Annotated in this window: 16 protein-coding genes and 1 tRNA gene; 4 read left to right on the plus strand and 13 right to left on the minus strand. The window is 68.2% G+C overall.

From position 1 onward, the window contains the following. The 3 genes from WAS25_RS09170 to WAS25_RS09180 all read left to right on the plus strand — a co-directional run. Nucleotides 1-457: DUF309 domain-containing protein (locus WAS25_RS09170; RefSeq protein WP_422311294.1), on the plus strand; the 457-nt coding region annotated here is incomplete at its 5' end. Continuing rightward, nucleotides 454-2,028, plus strand: a complete 1,575-nt coding sequence (gene nadB / locus WAS25_RS09175; protein ID WP_422311296.1) for an L-aspartate oxidase — start codon at nucleotides 454-456, stop codon at nucleotides 2,026-2,028. The genes WAS25_RS09170 and nadB, both read left to right, overlap by 4 nt. Nucleotides 2,029-2,092: 64 nt before the next feature. Continuing rightward, nucleotides 2,093-2,827: a hypothetical protein gene (locus tag WAS25_RS09180; RefSeq protein ID WP_422311298.1), complete on the plus strand. Its 735-nt coding sequence runs from the start codon at nucleotides 2,093-2,095 to the stop codon at nucleotides 2,825-2,827. Here WAS25_RS09180 and WAS25_RS09185 read toward each other — a convergent pair whose 3' ends face one another. The 10 genes from WAS25_RS09185 to WAS25_RS09230 form a co-directional block, all read right to left on the minus strand. Beyond that, nucleotides 2,828-3,430, minus strand: a complete 603-nt coding sequence (locus tag WAS25_RS09185) for an L-threonylcarbamoyladenylate synthase (protein ID WP_422311300.1) — start codon at nucleotides 3,428-3,430, stop codon at nucleotides 2,828-2,830. Then, nucleotides 3,427-4,101: an NUDIX domain-containing protein gene (locus WAS25_RS09190; protein WP_422311302.1), complete on the minus strand. Its 675-nt coding sequence runs from the start codon at nucleotides 4,099-4,101 to the stop codon at nucleotides 3,427-3,429. Before WAS25_RS09190 ends, WAS25_RS09185 begins: the two co-directional genes overlap by 4 nt. 58 nt (nucleotides 4,102-4,159) lie before the next feature. Next, a complete protein-coding gene (gene rpsO / locus WAS25_RS09195; RefSeq protein WP_422311304.1) occupies nucleotides 4,160-4,429 on the minus strand; it encodes a 30S ribosomal protein S15 in 270 nt (89 codons plus the stop codon). 241 nt (nucleotides 4,430-4,670) lie between these two features. Then, nucleotides 4,671-4,756: transfer RNA gene (locus tag WAS25_RS09200), tRNA-Leu, on the minus strand. Nucleotides 4,757-4,842: 86 nt separating this feature from the next. Beyond that, the gene (locus tag WAS25_RS09205) at nucleotides 4,843-5,301 is read right to left on the minus strand and encodes a type II secretion system protein (protein WP_422311306.1); all 459 of its coding nucleotides are present in this window, start codon (nucleotides 5,299-5,301) and stop codon (nucleotides 4,843-4,845) included. Continuing rightward, complete coding sequence (locus WAS25_RS09210; protein ID WP_422311308.1) at nucleotides 5,298-7,607, minus strand: secretin N-terminal domain-containing protein; 2,310 nt, start codon at nucleotides 7,605-7,607, stop codon at nucleotides 5,298-5,300. The genes WAS25_RS09205 and WAS25_RS09210 overlap by 4 nt, the downstream gene beginning before the upstream one ends. 17 nt (nucleotides 7,608-7,624) lie before the next feature. After that, a complete protein-coding gene (locus tag WAS25_RS09215; protein WP_422311310.1) occupies nucleotides 7,625-8,275 on the minus strand; it encodes a hypothetical protein in 651 nt (216 codons plus the stop codon). Further along, nucleotides 8,272-8,853 carry a hypothetical protein gene (locus WAS25_RS09220; RefSeq protein ID WP_422311312.1) on the minus strand — a complete coding sequence of 194 codons (582 nt, stop codon included), beginning with the start codon at nucleotides 8,851-8,853 and terminating at the stop codon, nucleotides 8,272-8,274. Before WAS25_RS09220 ends, WAS25_RS09215 begins: the two co-directional genes overlap by 4 nt. Further along, a complete protein-coding gene (locus WAS25_RS09225; RefSeq protein ID WP_422311314.1) occupies nucleotides 8,850-9,710 on the minus strand; it encodes a PilN domain-containing protein in 861 nt (286 codons plus the stop codon). Before WAS25_RS09225 ends, WAS25_RS09220 begins: the two co-directional genes overlap by 4 nt. Continuing rightward, nucleotides 9,710-10,441 carry a hypothetical protein gene (locus tag WAS25_RS09230; protein WP_422311316.1) on the minus strand — a complete coding sequence of 244 codons (732 nt, stop codon included), beginning with the start codon at nucleotides 10,439-10,441 and terminating at the stop codon, nucleotides 9,710-9,712. Before WAS25_RS09230 ends, WAS25_RS09225 begins: the two co-directional genes overlap by 1 nt. A 257-nt stretch (nucleotides 10,442-10,698) precedes the next feature. Between WAS25_RS09230 and smc the strand changes: the two genes are divergently transcribed. Further along, complete coding sequence (gene smc / locus WAS25_RS09235; RefSeq protein WP_422311319.1) at nucleotides 10,699-14,208, plus strand: chromosome segregation protein SMC; 3,510 nt, start codon at nucleotides 10,699-10,701, stop codon at nucleotides 14,206-14,208. A gap of 348 nt (nucleotides 14,209-14,556) precedes the next feature. On the opposite strand, the gene WAS25_RS09240 is transcribed toward smc, so the two are convergent. From WAS25_RS09240 to ruvA, 3 genes are read right to left on the minus strand one after another with little or no spacing between them, the layout of a single operon-like run. Beyond that, the gene (locus WAS25_RS09240; protein WP_422311321.1) at nucleotides 14,557-16,095 is read right to left on the minus strand and encodes a tetratricopeptide repeat protein; all 1,539 of its coding nucleotides are present in this window, start codon (nucleotides 16,093-16,095) and stop codon (nucleotides 14,557-14,559) included. Between the two features lie 28 nt (nucleotides 16,096-16,123). Next, entirely contained in the window at nucleotides 16,124-17,050 is a 927-nt protein-coding gene (locus WAS25_RS09245) for an NAD(P)-dependent oxidoreductase (RefSeq protein WP_422311323.1), read from the minus strand. Continuing rightward, nucleotides 17,047-17,634, minus strand: coding sequence for a Holliday junction branch migration protein RuvA (gene ruvA / locus WAS25_RS09250; protein ID WP_422311325.1), 588 nt, complete (start codon nucleotides 17,632-17,634; stop codon nucleotides 17,047-17,049). Before ruvA ends, WAS25_RS09245 begins: the two co-directional genes overlap by 4 nt. Nucleotides 17,635-17,638 lie beyond the last annotated feature (4 nt).

Raw genomic sequence — 17,638 nt, forward strand, 5'->3', positions numbered from 1 at the left:
TGCCTGGGGCCCCCTGGTGAGCCTGCGCTGCGGCTGGCAGCTGGCGGCGCTCACGCCCCTGCCGATGGGCGAGCGCTACCCGCTGGCCTGCGGCGTGTCCCTCTTCAACCACGGCCTCTACCACGAGTGCCATGACGCCCTGGAACCGCTGTGGGCGCAGGCGGAGGGTGACCTGAAGCAGGGGCTGCAGGGCCTCATCCTCCTGGCGGGGGGCTACCACCACCTTCAGCAGCACAACCTGCCCGGCCTACTGTCCCTCTGGGAGGAGGCCCTGGGCCGTCTTGAGCCATGTGCCGGGCGGGTGGCTACGCCCTGGGGCGAGGTGCGTGCGGAGACGGCCCTGGACCTGACGGCACAGAGGCTGGACCATGGAAGGCGCATGACCGGAGACACGGACGATGATGCGGTGTTCGGGCTTCTCTGGGCTCTGGACCGCCCCACCTGGGAGCTGGCATGAACCACACGGTTGACCTGCTGGTTCTGGGCGCGGGCATCGCCGGGTGTTCCGCGGCCCTGCGCGCGGCGGACCTGGGCGCCTCGGTGGTGCTGGTGGCCAAGGATGAGCTGGGCGGCACCAACACCTCCTGGGCCCAGGGCGGCATCATCGGGCTGGCGCCTCCCGAGGCGGGGGACTCCCCCGACCTGCTGGCTGCGGACATCGAGGGGGCAGGCGGCGGGCTCTGTCGGCATGAGGCAGTGCGGCTGCTCGCCGAGGAGGGGCCGAAGCTCTGCCGGAGCTTCCTGTGGGAGCGCCTGGGAGTGCCCTTCGACCTGGGGGAGAGCGGCACCCCGGATCCCACGGCCGAAGCGGCCCACAGCGCCCGGCGCATCTACCACGCCAAGGACGCCACGGGCCTCGCGATCCAGTCGGCCCTCAGCGCTGCGGTCCGGCAGCACCCGAACATTGAGGTGCGGGAACGGCTCTGCCTGGTGGATCTGATCACGAGCCCCCACCACTGCCTCAGCCCGGTGCGGGTGTACGATCCCATCCGCGTGCATGGCGCCTTCCTCTTCGATCCCGCCACCGGCCAGGTGGAGGGGGCCCTGGCCCGGCGCACGCTCCTGGCCACCGGCGGCCTCGGCTACCTGTACCTGCACACCACCAACCCCCCCAGCGCCACCGGAGACGGACTCGCCGCGGCCTACCGGGCCAGCGCGCGCATCGTGAACTGCGAGTACATCCAGTTCCATCCCACGGCGCTCTATGTTCCGGGCAAGCCGCGGACGCTGCTCACCGAGGCCCTGCGCGGTGAAGGCGCCCATCTAGTGAACCGCAAGGGCGAGCGCTTCATGGCCAAGTATGAGCCGGAGCACATGGAGCTGGCGCCCCGCGACGTCGTGAGCCGGGCCATCTTCCAGGAGATGGCGGCCAGTGGCGAAGCCAGCGTCTATCTGGATCTGGCGCCCCTGGCCGCGAGGTTGGACCTGGACGAGCACTTCCCCACGGTAATGGCTGCCTGCCGCGCCGAGGGCCTGGATCCCAGCCGCCAGCGGATCCCCGTGGTGCCCGCGGCCCACTACTTCTGCGGCGGCGTGCTGGTGGACCTGGATGGCCGCACCTCCCTGCCGGGGCTCTTCGCCGCAGGCGAAGTGGCCTGCACGGGCCTGCACGGTGCCAACCGGCTGGCCTCCACCAGCCTGCTGGAGGGCCTGCTCTGGGGCTTCCGCGGGGCCGAGGCGGCCGTGCGCGAGCTGGCTGAGGACGACCTCCCCGACCCGGGCGACCTAGCCCAGTGGCGGATGCCCGAGGCCCCGGAACCCACCGACCCCTTGCTCATTGATCAAGACTGGGGGCTCATCCGCAGCACCCTCTGGAACTACGCGGGCATCGTGCGCACGGGCGATCGCCTGCAGCGCGCCAAGGCGGACCTGCACTACTTGGCCCACCGCATCGAGCGTTTCTACCACGAGTCCTCCCTGAGCCGGGAGCTGCTGGAGCTGCGCAGCGGCATTCTCTGCGCTCGCCTGATCCTCAACGCCGCCCTGCAGAACCCCGAGAGCCGCGGCTGTCACTACCGGGTGGACTGAGCTTGAGCGGGACTGGTCCTGCGTGGCTCAGTAGACAGCACCGCGCCCCTTTTCCGGAGAGCTGATGCAACGATCTGCCCTGTTCCTCTTCGCCTCCGCCATGCTGGTCGGGCAATCCCCGGGCCTGGATGACGGGCGCCTGGATCCCTCATGGTTCGGGCCCGGCGTGGTCTTTCGGCCGTCCAAGGCCCTCGGCTTCCAGTGGCTCAAGCCCAACCTGGACTTGCGCAACCGCAGCCTCCGTCTCAAAGACTGGGAACCGGCCGCCTGGGTGCAAGGCCCGCGGGGGGGCAAAGATCAGACCTTCCTGGCGCGGGTGGCGCCGGGGCTCCCGGCCGACCTGGAGCGTGGCCTCAAGCGGGGGCTCAAGGGTGCCCTTCCGGTGTCCACCACCCTGGGGGATGTGGTCCTCGTGGGGCGTGTGGCGGATGCTCTCGGCAGCGACGATGACTACATGGCCGCCCGGCCCTTGACGCTCTCCTTCGACCTCAAGCTCGTCGACCCTGATTCGGGAGAGGTGCTCGCGGCCTTCCACGACACGATCACGGGGCCGAACACCGATGCGATCTCCTACCACTTTGGCCGCTGGTGCGAGGCGATGGGCCGGGCGCTGGCCCCGGCTGCCGGCGCTCAGGGGCCGGTCACATCGGTTGCCGCCAAGCCGCTTCCAGTGCCAGCGAAGCCGGCCTTCGACCTGGAGGGGGCCCTCCGCCGCATCGATGCCCTTGGGCGCGACGGCCTGCTCAGCGAAGCGGAATGCGAGGCGCTGCGGAAGAAGGCCCGCGACAAGGCGAAATAGTCACAGGGGCCAAGGGCCGGCGCCTTCGCGCACCAGGAGCGGTTCGTCGCCGCTGAGGTCCAGGATGGTGCTGGGGACGCCGAGGGGCTGGCCGCAGTCCACCACTAGGTCCAGGGCGTGCCCCTGCTCCTCCTCGATCTCCCAGGCGGTGTTGAGCACAGGCTGGTCCGGCAGGGCGACGCTGGTGGTGATGATGGGCTCGCCGAGCAGGGCCACCAGGGCGTGGCAGAAGGGCTGGCTGGGGATACGGAGGCCCACCACCTGCTTGTTCTGGAGGTAGCGGGGCACCTCGCGGCTGGCAGGCATCAGCACGGTGTAGGGCCCGGGCAGCATCTGCTTGAGGAGGCGGAAGGTGGGGGTGTCCAGGTGCCGCGTGTAGCGGCAGAACATCTCCATGTCCGAGCAGAGGATGGACATGGGCTTCTTGGGATCGCGGCCCTTGATCTGCTGGATGCGGTCCACGGCCTTCTTGTGTGAGGCGAGGCAGCCCAGCCCGAAAAGGGTGTCGGTCGGGTAGGCGATGACGCCATCGCGCTGCAGCAACTCGACTATGCGCTCGAGGTGGCGCACCTGGGGTGTCTCGGGGTGCAGGGTGAGGATCATGGCGCGCCCAGGTCGCCCCAGCGGGACCGGCCGGCCGAGGGCTGCTCGACGGGCCGCTGGAAGAACCGCTCTGCCAGGGCGGCGTCCAGCTCGGCGGACACTCCACTGCGCCGGGACTGGAGGGCCAGCAGGGCGACGACGGTGAGGCCGTCGGTGATCTCGCCGCCCAGCACGCGCAGGAGGCAGTCCCGGAACGGCTCGCGGTGGACCAGCAGCTCCTCGTCCTCCTCGGCGTGGTGGCCGTCAACGGCACTGAGGCCCGTGGCCAGGAACAGGAAGGCCTCCTCGTCGGTGGAGGAGTTGCTGGGATGAAAGAAGCAAAGGGGTTCCCAGACCCGCGCGCTGAGCCCCGCCTCCTCGGCCAGTTCTCGGCGGATGGCTTCGAAGGGGCTCTCGGTGGTATCCCCGCCGCCCTCGGGCAGTTCCCAGGAATAGCGCTCGAGGGGATAGCGCCACTGGCCCACCAGGACCACGCGGTCCTCCTCGTCCAGCGCCACGACGCCGCAAGCGGTGCGGTGGAAGCCGCAGACGGCATAGCGCCCCTCGGCGCCCTTCCGGTGCTTGAAGCGGTCCTCGCGGACGCGGATCCAGGGCGAGTCGTACACCAGCCTCCGCCCCAGGACCTCGTAGGGGTCCGGGTGTCCGGGCTGGGGCAGGGGTTTCAGTTCCATTTTTTCAACATAACAAAACGCCCGCTTTCGCGGGCATTTTGCAGGGATAGAGCCAAATCTACCGGCGGAGGCCCAGGCGCTCGATCAGGGTCGCGTAGCGATCCTTATTCTTCTTCTTGAGGTAGTCGAGCAGGCGGCGGCGCTGGCCGACCATGATCATGAGGCCGCGGCGGCTGTGGTAGTCCTTGGTGTGGGTCTTGAAGTGCTCGGTCAGGTCGTTGATGCGCTTGGTGAGGATCGCGACCTGCACCTCAGGCGAACCCGTGTCCGACTCGTGCTGCTTGTAGTCGTCGATGATGATCTTCTTCTGGTCTACATTGAGGGCCATGGTGGCTCCTGTTCGGGGGATCGCCCGTCACCTGCCCCGCAGCCCCGTGCCGCTTGGGAGGTCGAACCTGGTGAAGGCCAGGTGCCTTTGTCAAAACCATCGCAGAGACCATTCCAGCGTCATCTTGGTGATGGCCATTGGCCATCATCCTTGGCTTCGCTGGCGCTCAGCCTGCGGACCGCAATGCTCCCGATGGTCGCATTCGGCCCTATTTTTCGCCGGCTTAGCAGGCAAAAAATGGTGGTGCGGATAGAGGGACTCGAACCCCCACGTCTTGTGAACACTAGTACCTGAAACTAGCGCGTCTACCAATTCCGCCATATCCGCTTGAAAGATCGGTCCGGGCCCCGCAGGATCCGAAACAGCCGAACTCCAAGCCTAGCAAAGTGCGCCGTTAGAGGCAACACCGATTCTCACCACTCGCGGTAGGGGATGCCGTTCATCCCCGTGCCCTGGGAGAGGGTGTGGACATCATAGACATGCCCGCCCCCCCAACTGGTACTGTTCGCGTCGTCGCTGGTGCTGCGCAGACCCCACTCGGCCTTGCCGGTCATGGGATCCACGGGGATGCGTCGGAGGAAGCGGATCTTCTTGCTGAGGGAGCCGGTGGCGGGAGCTCCCTCCACCAAGAGCTCGAGGCTCTCGGGATAGAAGTTCGCTTCCGGGGGCGGCGCCTTGATCTTCTGCTGCTCTGCCTGCTTCTTGTAGTCGTCGATGGCGGTGCGGATCTCCCGCAGCGAGCGCCGCAGCTCCAGTTCCTGCTGCCGTTTCAGTCCGTTGCGCGCCAAGGGCACCGTCACCGAGGCCAGGATCATCAGCACCGTGGCCGTGACGACCAGCTCCAGGAGGGTGAAGCCGCGCTGCCGGCTCACTGCACCGTCACGAGGGCGTTGGACCAGCGCCCCGAGATCGGGGCGCTGCCGACGAGGAACTGCCCGCTCTGGATCAGGACCGGCGCATTACCGGCAGTGAGGCCCTCCAGATCCAGGGTGACGAAGGGACCGGCATCGGTGCCGGAGGCGTTGCGGCGAAAGACCAGCTTCAGGAGGCCGTCCTTGCCCGGGAACTGTTCGAGGCTACCCCCCTCGCCGGTGATGAACTCACCGGGGGTCACGGCCTGGAGGCGCAGCCCCGGCGGCAGGCGCAGTTCCATGGTACCGGAGCTGAGGCCGCCGCCGCCGCTCACGGTGAGGCCGATGCGGACCTTTTCCCCGACCTTGATCTCCGAAGCCACGGGGGACATGAAGATGACCAGATCCGACGGGGCGGGGGTCGCGTCAGCAGGCCCGGCGGGCTTCTTCTCCTGGATGGCATCCGGTGCCGCAGGTGGGGTGGCAGGGGGTGGCGGCACTGGGGCTTGGACGGACGGCGCGGCCTGGGGTGCCGGGGGTGCAGACGGGCGCACCGGCTGCGGTGTGACGGGGACGACCGGCTTGGGAGCGGGGGCCTTCTTCGTGGGTTCGGGAGCGAAGGGACCGGCCTTGGCTGTGGCGTCCTCGGGGTTGAAGGGGGCCATGTCCTGTTCGGTCATGACGGGCTTGCGGACCAGGACCGCCCGGATGGTGAGAATCACATCGGTCTTCGCCTTGCTGTTGCGCGTGTTGCCGATGAGCCGGCCGATGAGGGGGATGTCGGAGAGGCCCCACACGCCCTGCAGGCTCTTCTGTTCCTCATCCTTCAGCAGGCCGCCGAAAATGGCGGTCTCGCCATCCCGCAAACGGGCCGAGGTCTTGATCTCGCGCTTGCCGAGGTCGGGGCGGCCGGGCGTGGAGCCCGACTTCAGCGTGGTGACGAGGCTGTCGATCTTCAGCGTGATCTCGCCGTTGTTGTGGACCCGAGGTTCCACCTTGATCTTCACGCCCACGTCCTCGTAGGAGAACGAAGTCTGGGCCGCGCCTGCCAGCAGGGAGGACGCCTGGGTGCTGGCGCCGCTGGTGCCGCCGAGCCCGGAAATCTGGCTCTGGGTGGTGGAGATCTTCTCGCCGATGTTGACTTCGCCGGTCTCGCCGGAGACCACCCGCACGTTGGGGCTGGCCACCAGGCGGGCATCGCCGTTGCTCTTGAGGAAATCCAGGGCGAGGTTCGGGAACAGCACCCGGATGTCGGCAGTGTGGATCTTGGTGAAGCCCGAGTTGGTGTTCATGCCGGACGTGTTGTTCACGGTGGTGGCGCCGAAGCGGTAGGTGCCCGAGGAGTCGGAGGCATTCAGCACCGGCAGGAGGCCGATCTGTTCCAGGCTGTTCTCGGTGACCTCCATCAGCTCGAGGTAGACCATGATCTCGGCTTTGCCCTTGTCTAGGGTGCGGATGACCTGGTCCACGATGGCCAGTTCCAGGGGCTTGGCCTTCACGATCAGGGCGTTGACCCGCTTGTCCGTGAAGACCCTCAGCTGCGGATTGATGGTGGTGAGGGTGGACCGCAACTCGTTGGGATCGGCGAAGGACAGGTAGTAGGTCTTGATGATCTGGTTCTCGAACGCTTCCCGGTTCTGGGGCGTGGCCTTGAAGACCATGATGGTGTTCTTGTCGATGACCTTGTAGAACAAGTCGTTCTGGAGCATCAGCGTGTCCAGCACCCGCTGGAAGGACAGGCCCCGCAGATCGATGGAGACGCTCTGATCCTGGTACGAGGTGTGGGCAATGATGTTCACCCCGGAGGCCTTGCTCAGGGTGGCGAAGATCTCCCGCAGGCTGGTCTTCCGGCTGAAGTTCAGGTCGAGCCCCTCCATGGCGCGGGGGTTGAGCTGTACCACGTTGACGGCGTCGGCCTTGGCCTTCATCACCTCGAGATCATCCACGGCGTCGGCCTCGGCCTTTTCCTTGGCGGCCTTGGCTTCGAGCTTGATGAGCCAGTCCTGGGCGATCTGGCTGTCGGGATCCAGCACCAGGGCCTTGCGGACCTCCACGAGCACCGTATCGCTGAAGCCGCGTCCTTCCGCCTGACGGGCCAGGGAAAGGTGGGCCTCCGAGGCACGCTGGGAAGCGCGCTTGATGCCGATCCGCGCCTTGGTGTTGGTGGGATCGTTGCGGAGGACGGCCCGGTATTCGGCCACGGCCTCGTCGTAGCGGCCCTCGTCGAAGGCCTTGTTCGCCCTGTGGAGGCTGCAGCCGACGGCCAGCAGGAGCACGGCGGCGATCAACAGGAGCTTGCGGAGCGGGGCGAAGGAGGAAATCGGCATCGGGGGCATCCTTCGGATCAGAACTGGTTCACGGGCGCACCGCCGGAGGCCTCGCGGACCTCCAGGACGAGCCGCATCTTGGGATACTTGGTGTTCTGGAATTCCGCCTTGGTATCCAGGATGGACACCAGCTTCCAGCGCTCCTTGAGCACGGTCCCCGAGGTCAGAGTGACGGGCTCCTCGCCCTTCATGAAGGCTCCGACGGCGCCGGACGGGACTCCCTTGAAGAACCCGAGGTAGCGGAGGTCCTGGGGGCGGCCCGCGAATTCCCGGGCCTCCTCCTCGGCTTTCCGCTTGGCTTCTAGCTCCTCGGCGGTGGGCTGCGGCGGAGGTGGCAACGGCTTCTGGGGAGGGGGGGGTGGTGGCGGGGCTTCGAACATGAAGAGGTCCCGCTGGATCTTCGCCACGGGCGGCAGCTCACCTGCCTTGCCCAGGGCCGCCAGATCAGGCAGGCGACGGAGGCCCTGGAGCTGGCGCGGATCCAGGCTCGTTCCGGTCCGGGCCGCGACGGCCTTCCTGCCACCCTTGGGGGAGTCCGGGGCGAAGAACGTGTAGAGGGCGTAGAGCATGACCAGCGCGAAGGCCGCCAGGGCGACCTGGGTCTTGGGGTTGGCCCGCAGTTCCTGGCGCATGGCCTGGAAGTCGAAGTTCGAGGTCACGGTGCTCATGCCTCGCTCTCCTCGCGCTCCGGCTGGCCGGCCTTGCGGAAGGCCCGGAGCACGATGTTGAGGCGGGCCCCTTCCGGGCTTTCCTCCAGCCGCCCGTCCCGCACGGCGAAGGGCAGGCCAGAGCCTTCGAGGTCGTGCATGAAGGCCTTGTGGTTGGCGTAGACGCCAAGGGCGACGAATTCCACCTCGACCGCTTCCAGGTCCGTACCCTTGGCTCCTTCGCGGCTGGGCAGGCCGTACTTCACGGACTGCAGGCGGAGCCCGTGCTTCTGGATCAGGGCATGGAGGGTCTTGCTGAGGCTCCACTGGAGTTCCCCCGCGGACCCTTTGGGCAGGCGGCTCTCGAGGTCTGCCAGCGTCTCCCGCCCACGGCGGATGCGATCAGCCAGCTGCTGGAGTTCCTGCAGCCTTTGCACCTGCTGGTTCCTGCCGAGCTCGGCCTCGCGCTTGGCCCGCTGCTGCTGGGCAAGCTGCTGGGAGGCGTCGGGCAACAGGAAGAGGGCCACGCAGAGGCCTGCGGCCATGCCCAGGGCGCCCAGGGCCAAGCGGAGGCGGCTTGCGCGAAGGGGGCTGCTCATTGGGGGCCCCTCGGATCAGTCGGATGGGGTGGTCGCGCGAGGCGCCTCCGTCGGCTGACCCGATCCTCGTCATCCGCAGGAGGCGGAACTGGAGCAGGGCGAGCCTGCACGCCCTGGGGAGCTGGATTCGTGACCACCGAGGGACGGGTGGGTGGGGGTGGCACCGTCGGGGGACGTGGGGCTGGCGCACCGATGGGCCGCCCGGGGACCGCGACCGGTGGGCGGGTCGGAATGGCAGCCTTGATCGGTGTGGCCGGTCCCTGCTTGATGGGCTTCGCGCGGAAGGGGGGTGGCACTGCCGCGGCGGGCAGGCTGATCTCGAACTCCCAGCCCCCGCCAGTCCGCTCGGCTTCCCGCTCCAGGACCACCTGGGCGAAGACGGGGGTGGTCCGCAGGGCTTCCACGAATTCCGCTTCGGCCTGCCGGGTGCGGGCCTCGCCCTTGAGCTTCAGCACCACCTGTTGGGCGTTGCTGCGGGCCCGCTGGATGCCCTTCAGCCGCATGCCCGGCACCATGCACTGCTCGAGCTCCGTGGTCAGGCGGGACCAGGGCAGGCTGCGCTCCTGCAGGATCCGCTCGGCCAGTTTCCAGCGAGATTGTTCCCGGGTGGCGTCCATGTCCTGGAGCGAGGCCTGGATCTGCTGCTCCTGCCGGGCTGCGCGCCGGGACTCTTCCGTGAGGCTGACGGCATCGCGCCCAGCCCGGTTCGCTTGGTGGTAGGCGCGCCAGGTCAGGCCGATGGCGCCGGCCAGGACCAGGCCGCCCATGCCCAGCGCGATCCAGCCCAGGAGCGTATGGCGCTGGCGCCACAGGCTGGGACGGGGGGCCAGGTTGAGCTGGAGGATCGGGACGGCCATCAGCGCGCCTCCCCGAAGATGGACCGGTCATCCAGGATGCGCGTGGGCAGACTGCTTTCGGGCCAGGCGGCGGCTCCCCAGATGAAGAGCTGCTGGGGTGTGCGGGACTCCCGCTGAAGGAAGGCGGCACTGGGAGCGATGCGCTCCTCGAGCCACGCCTCCGGGGTGAGGGGCTCGGCCCACTGGCGCAGCAGGCAGAGGGTCCGACCCCAGGCCACCAGGGTGCCGGCGTAGCGTCCGGAATCAGCGGGACTCAGGGACAGCAGCATGCCCGGGAGGTCCAGCGAGGGGGCCAGGAGGTTGTAGAGGTGCAGCCACCGCGGCGTGAGGTTGTGGAGATTCCGGTCCAGCCGCAGGCCCAGCTGGAGCATGGACTCCCGCATCGCTTCGGGAATGCCGGAGGCCAGCCAGATGCCAGCTTCCACCTCCAGCGCCTGCACGAAGTGGGGGGTCTCCAGGGCCAGAGCCTGCATGAAGCGCCAGCGGAAGAAGGCCTCCTGGGCCTCGGCCCCCTTGGGCAGCTCCGTGAGGTCGCGGAGCAGGATGGAGGGTGTCCAGAGGTCCTCCACGACCCAGCGCGTGGGGCCGAGCGGCAGCGCGGCCAGGGCCTGGGCCAGCTGGTCGTCGGTGGGGGGCCCACTCAGGGGGCGCCTGTGGGTGCCCGCGACGACCCGGTGGGCCTCCAGCCAGAGGAGGGAGGCATCGGGTGGTGCCAGGAGGGGGAGTTTCACAGCGGGTCCCCTGCCCCGAAGCGCTCATTCCCGCAGACCAAGCCACCGGCACCTGGCCGGTCGGGTGCCGCCAAGTCGCGCGGGGGGGCTGGAAAAGGCTGCACAGGTGACTCCTGACTGGCCTGGGGAACCCCGAGTCTACCGGGCTTCCGGCCGTTTCCCAAGGGGGCCCTCCGCAAGCAGGGCTCGGTTCCTACGCGTCATGTGGAATGATGGAGGGAGATGTTCCCATCCGCCTGACCTGGAGCGCTGACTGCGTGCGCCTGATCTCCCTCGAACTCCATGGATTCAAGTCCTTCGCCGATGCCCAGAAGCTCAGCTTCCCGGCCGGGATGACCGCGGTGGTCGGGCCGAACGGCTGCGGCAAGTCGAACATCTCGGACAGCCTGGCCTGGGTGCTGGGTGAGCAGCGGCCCTCCATGCTCCGCGGCGCGGAGATGGCGGACGTGATCTTCGCTGGCACGGCCCAGCGCCGCCCCATGGGCCTCTCCGAGGTGAAGCTGGTCCTCGAGATGCCGGATCCGGCCTTGCCCGGGGCCTCCCGCGAGGTCGCCATCTCTCGCCGCCTCTATCGGGATACCGGCAGCGAGTACCGTATCAACGGCCGCGAGGCGCGGCTCAAGGACGTCCAGGACCTCCTGCTCGACACGGGCATGGGCACCCGTGCCTACAGCTTCATCCAGCAGGGGCAGATCGACCTCATCCTGAGCAGCAAGCCGAAGGATCGGCGCCTGCTGCTGGAAGAGGCCGCCGGCATCACGCGCTACAAGCTTCGACGCAATGATGCGGAGAAGCGGCTTGAGGAGACCAAGGCCAACCTCCAGCGGCTGGACGACATCCTCTTCGAGCTGAACAAGCAGATGGACTCCCTGCGGCGGCAGGCCTCCCGGGCCCGCAAGGCGAAGGACCTCGACGCCGAGATCAAGGCCACCCAGCGGATCCTCCTCGCAGGCAAGGCCGTCGAACTCGAGGCCGCTAAGCTCCGCATCCTCGACCAGCTGGACCAGACCGAGCGCCGGGTGGCGGAGCTCACCGCCCAGGTCTCGGAGAAGGCCTCCGAGGTCGAGGCCCTGCGCCTGTCCGTGGACGAGCAGCAGCAGGCGCAGGCCAGGCGGACCAGCGCGATGCTGGCCCTGGATCAGCGCCTCCAGCTGGCGGAGCAGGAACGGGGCTTCCAGGAAGAACGCCGGGCCGAGGCCGAGGGTCAGCGAAGCCGCCTGCAGGAGCGCATTCAGGCCCTGTCCGATCGGCTGGCAGAGTCCGGTGATTCCTTCTCGGCCCTGGAGGCCCTGCTGCAGGAGGCCTCGGACCGCCTGAGTGGACGGGAAGCCGACCTGGCCAAAGTCGAGGAGACCGTGGTCCTGGCCCATGGGGCCCTACGCCACGCGGATGCGGAACTCCATGCCCTCCGGGAGCGCAAGGCCGATAGCCAGAAGGAGGCCCTGGCCCGACAGAAGCAGCGGCTGGCCTTCCAGAGCCAGATCGCCCAGCTCGAGGGGCGCCTCGATGCGCTGAACCACGAGGAGTCCGTCCGGGCCCCGCGCCTAGAGAGCCTGCAGGCCGAAGCTACCCAGGTGAACCGCTCCATGGAAGGACACCTGGTGCAGCTGGCCCAGGCCGAAGAGGCCGCCTTGGACCAGCGCCGGCGCACCGAGGCCTTGGAAGACGCCCAGCGGACGCTGGCCCAGGACCATCATCGCGCCGAGGCGGAGCTGGACGCCGCTGAACGGCGCCTCCGCCAGCTCTCGGACCTGCTGGCCCAGAGCTTCGGCGATGAGGAACTGCGCAAGGGCCTCGCCTGGCTCCGCGAGCAGGGGGTGCGCCCCAACGCGCTGGTGGAGCTGCTGACCGTCGATGAGCCCCTACGGCCGGACCTGGAGCGACTGCTTGGCGTGTGGCTCCAGACCCTTTCCGCCGACCCTGAGCTCGCGCTCCGGACAGCCGGGGCCCCGGGTCACCTGCTGTTGGCGGTGGAAGGCCAGGTCGCCATCCCCCCCACCCCACCTGGCTGCGAGCCGCTGCGGAACCACGTGCGGTGGACCGCTTCCGATCGGCCGCTCCAGGCCCTCCTGGATCGCGCGTTTTGCTGTGCCGACGAGGCCCTGCCGCAGCTTGCGGTGCAGCACCCGGACCTGGCCTTCGTCTCCCCCGCATTCATCCGGCTTCCCTTCGGCCCTCTGCAGCTGGGCGTTTCGGCACCGGCGGCCTCACCGATCAAGCTCAGGGCCGAGCAGGAGGAGGCCAGGGCCACTCGCGAAGCCTTGCTGGATCGGCTGGAGGAACTGGAGACCCAGCGCGGCCGCGGCGGCGACGAGGCCCGCGCCGCCCGGGCCCGGTCCCTCGAGATCGAGGAGGATCTGCGTTCCCTCCGCCGGCGGGCGGACAGCCTCAGGTCCCAGCAGACGTCGCTCCAGGTTCAGCTGTCCGAGATCCGGATTGCGAGCGAGCGGGCCGATGCCCTCTGGGAGCAGATCGAGACGGAGATCAAACGGCTGCAGGGCCTCCTGCGTGAGCTCGACGAGCACCCGGAAGAGACCGGCGACGCGGCCCTGGACCAGGCCGTCCAGGCAGCCGAGGTCTTTGCTCGCGAAGCCCGCCAGCGGTTGGATGAGCGCCGCGAGGAGCGCCTGGAGGCGGCCCGCGGCCGGGATGCCGCCTGGGCGGAGCGCGACAGCCACGAACGCCACCTCCAGCTCGCCCAGCGGGGGCGCTTCGACCTGGAGGTGGAGCGGCAACGCCTGGAGGCTGAGGCCGCCGAACAGGTCGAGCGCATGGAGTCCTGCACCCGCCGCCTGGATGAACTGGAATCGGAATCCCAGGCCCTGTTGCTGGAGCGCGAAGGTGTGCAGACCCAGGCCCGGGAGGCCCAGCCACGGCTCGAGCTGGACCAGGAGACCCTGCGGGTCCACGAGCGCTCGGCCCGGGAGTTCCAGGAGGCCCTGGAGAATGCCCGCGCCCAGCACCAGGAGGTGCTCCTCCACGGCGCCCAGGTCCAGGGCAGCCAGGAGGCCCTGGCCAAGGAAGTGGAGTTCTCCCTCGGCCTGGAGGTGCCGGCCTTCCTGAACGGCCTCGGCGAGCAGGAGCGCGAAGCCTGGGAAGAGGGCGAACTGGTCCACCAGACGCGGCTGAACGAGCTGCAGGGCCGGCGCTTGGACCTAGGCGGTGTGAATCCGCTGGCCATCCAGGAACTGGAAGAGGCCGAGACCCGCATGGCCTTCATGGACGAGCAGCGGGCTGACGTCACGGCCGCCATCGGCAACCTCGAGGCCACCATCCAGGAGATCAACGCCACCAGCGAGGAGCGGTTCCGCGAGGCCTTCGATTTCGTGAACAGCCGGTTCCAGGAGGTGTTCCGGGAGGCCTTCGGCGGCGGCAGCGCCCACCTCAGCCTCGAGGACCCCAAGAACCTGCTGGAGTGCGGCATCGAGATCACAGCCCAGCCGCCCGGCAAGACCGCCAAGGCCCTCACGCTGCTCAGCGGCGGGGAAAAGGCCCTCACGGCCATTTCCCTCTTGTTCGCCATCTTCCATTTCAAGCCCAGCCCCTTCTGCGTCCTGGACGAGGTGGACGCGCCGCTGGACGAGGCGAACGTGGGCCGCTTCGCCGCCATGGTGCAGAAGATGAAGGCCGACACCCAGTTCATCGTCATCACGCACCAGAAACCGACGATGGTCGCGGCCGACACCCTCTATGGCGTGACCATGGAGGAGGCAGGCTGCTCCCGTCTGGTGAGCGTCCAGCTGAGGGAAGCCGAAGCCCTGGTTTGATGTGCCGCGGGTGCGGTTTCGGTGTGACGAAAAAGAGTTGACAGGACTTTTTTCGCCTCTGGCTTCATAGGGTCCAAGGTCTTTTTCGTGTCAATGCGAAAGAAAGCGGAAAATGTGGAAAACCCCGAACTTCGACAATTCGGCAGATTCTGCTGAGATCATCAATTTAAAGATTGATATAAATCAATTTGCATTGATGGGGATTTACCCTACTCGTGTTGGGAAATCCGTCTCCAGACAGGGTTTAGCACCCGCCATGTGGGTCAATCCGCAGGCTTTTCCACAGGGGTTCGGCCCCCCTTTGTAACTGATTGGAAACGCTTGGGTGACAGTGCTGTGAACGAAGGGTCACGCCTCTGATTCAGCCAGAAAACCCGGCCGCAACCACTCGCGGATGGTGTCGTCATCGATACCGAGGTTCGCAAGGTGCTCCGTGGCCATCTTCAGGCTCTGGTCCTCGTCACGGCAGATGAGGAGGCGCTGCTTCCACGCCTCGGTCGCCCGGCCCCTCAGATCGGATTCGCCACCGTTCATCCGCTTCTCGAGGACGAAGCCGAGGTTGTTGGCAGCCTTGCGATGGTGTGGTTCAAGGGCCAGGGCCTTCTCATAGGCTTCTGTCGCTTCACGCCAGCGGTTGGTGACCTCGAGCGCGACTCCCCTGGCGTTCCAGACATCGGCATCCTGGGGTGCCAAGGTCATGGCCTGTTCGACCATGCTTATCTGGTCCTCGCGCCGGTTGGCGAAACGGTAGACCTCGGAAAGGCCCAAGTAGGCGCTGTACTCGCCCGGGTCGAGTTCCAGAGCCTGGAGGAAGGCTTGCTCAGCGGCGGTGCCCTGGTGGGTCTCCACCAGCACGTAGCCCAGCTGGACCTGGAGGTCCGCGGCGTCGGGTTCGCGCATCAGGGCCTCGCGGTAGCAGCGCAGGGCGTCATCCCAGCGGCACTCCTCGCGGGCCATGTCGCCGAGGGCAGCCCAGGGGTTCGAGGCGTCCGGATCCGTCTCCGCCGCGAGGCTGAAGTAGGACACGGCGCCGTCCCGATCGCCCATGTCCCGCTTGAGCTCACCCAGCAGTGCCTGCGCCTCCGCAAGCACGGGCGCGGGAGGCGCCAGCAGCATGAGCGTATGGAGCTGACCCTGGGCCAGCTCCAGGTGGCCCTGTTCGCTGAAGATCTCGGCGAGGATGAAGTAGCTCGTGGGATCGCTCACATGGAGGCTGCGGGCCCGCTGGATGCAGCGGAGGCCTTCCGCGAGCTCCCCGCGCTTGAGAAGCAGCTCGCCCAAGGCATGCCAGCCCCAGTAGTAGGTCTCTTCAGACTGAAGCGCCGCCATGAGCTGGGCTTCCGCACCGCTGAGATCACCGAGCTGTTCCATGGCGATGGCCAGCAGGCGCAGGGTGCGTGGATCTTTGGGGTTGAGGGTGAGGGCCTTCAGCAGCCAGGCCTTCGCATCGGAGGGCTGATTCAGGTGCAGCTGGACGAGTCCTGCCAGCTCCAGGGCCTTCGGGTCCTGCCCGTTCAGGGCCAGGGCCTGATGCAGCGCATGTTCAGCGCCGTCAGGGTCCTGCATGAGGAGCCGCAGGTAGCCCAGGTTGCGGAGATGGCCTCCCGCGGTCGGTTGCTCATCGCGGAGGGAGTCCAGCTGGCCCATCAGCTCCAGACCTTCCTCCTCCCCGGAGTGGTCATTGAAGCAGAGGAGACGCTCGAACCAGGCCTCCGCGTTCGAGCGATCCTCGGCCAGCAGCTGGTCCAGGACCTCCCGGGCCTCCTCATGGCGGGCCCGGCCGTTGTAGGCGCGAGCCAGGGCCAGGCGGTCATCGAAGGAGGTCCTGGCGGCGGTCTTGAGCGCCGTCAGGCCGGGGTCCAGCAGCTTGAGCCAGGGGCGTGCCATGGGATGCCTCGTGTTGGAGTTCAGGGTATCACCCAAGCGCGGCTGCGAGCCCTTTGCAAAGCAGGCCGGCCATTGCCGCGCGCGTCTCCAGCGTGGCGGAGCCGAGATGCGGGAGGAGCACCGAGCGGGGAGCCTCCCGCCAGCGCGGGTCGACCTCCGGCTCGCCTTCGTAGACATCCAATCCCACGCCGCCGAGCCGATCTGCCTGCAGCAGGTCTATGGCGGCGTGCTCATCGAGGATGCCCCCGCGGGCGGTGTTGATGATCACGGCTCCAGGCGGCAGCAGCTCCAGCGCGGCGCGATCCAGCAGGCCGCGGGTCTGATCCGTCAGGGGGCAGTGGAGGGAGACCACGGCGCTGCGGCGAAGCAGGTCGGACAGGATCATGCGAGGGGCGCGACCGGGGCCGAAGTCCACGTCGCCACCCTGTCCCTCGCGATCCCAGAAGACCGGGACCATGCCCAGCGCCCAGGTGCGCCGGGCGAAGGCCAGACCGATGGGGCCGCTGCCGAGGATGCCGCAGGTCTTCCCGGCGAGGCCCGTGCCCAGGAGCTGGTCCGGGGCCCAGCCCTTCCACTGTCCGGAGCGCACCAGGGCTTCGCCCTCGGCCACGCGCCGCGTCAGGGCCAGTAGCAGCGCCAGGGCGAGGTCGGCGGTGGCGTCCGTCAGCACGCCGGGCGTGTTCACGACCGTGATGCCGCGGGCCTGGCAGGCCTGCAGGGGCAGGTGGTTCATGCCGACGGAGTATGTGCCGAGGGCCTTCAGCCTCGGCGCGGCGTCTAGGTCAGCCTCGGTGATGGACTCGGAGACCAGTGCCACCAGCACCTCGGTCTCGCGCAGGGCCGCATTCCATTCGGCGGAGCGGAAGGGGGCCAGGAGCAGCTCCGGGAACCGCGCGCCAAGGTTGGTCAGGGCCGGGCCCACGAGGGGGGACGTGCCGAGAATGCGGACGCTCACCGCTGCAGGGCCTTCAGGGCCTGGCGGATGGCCTCGGCCAGGGGCGGCTTCGCGGCGCGGAGCTCGGCCACCACGGGCAGCACCGCATCCTCCCGGAAGCCGAGGTTCGTGAGGGCGGAGCGCAGGCTCTCCTCCCAGGGATCACCCGAGAATCCGCCGGACAGGCCGTCCAGTCCCGACAGCCCGCCCAGCTTCTCCGACAGCTCGAAGCACATCTTCTCCGCGGTCTTCTTGCCCACGCCGGGAATGCGGGTGAGGACCTTCACGTCACGCCCGCGGATGGCCTGCACGAGATCCTCCAGGGACAGCGCGCCCAGGGCTGCCAGGGCAAGCTTCGGGCCCACGCCGTCCACCTTGATCAGCAGGCGGTAGAGCTCCCGTTCCTGCTGAGAGGAGAAGCCGAGCAGGGCGATCTCGTTCTCGCGCACCAGGAGCTCCGTGTGCAGTACCACGGTGGCCCCAACTTCTGGCAGCAGCCCATAGGTCGAGAGGCTGATGGCCGCGGCATAGCCCACCCCCCCACACTCGACGAGCGCCAGGTTCGGCAGCTTCTGGATGAGTTCCCCGCGCAGTCGTCCGATCATGCTT

Origin of the sequence: Geothrix sp. (assembly GCF_049292215.1) — a bacterium.
Classification (GTDB): domain Bacteria; phylum Acidobacteriota; class Holophagae; order Holophagales; family Holophagaceae; genus Geothrix.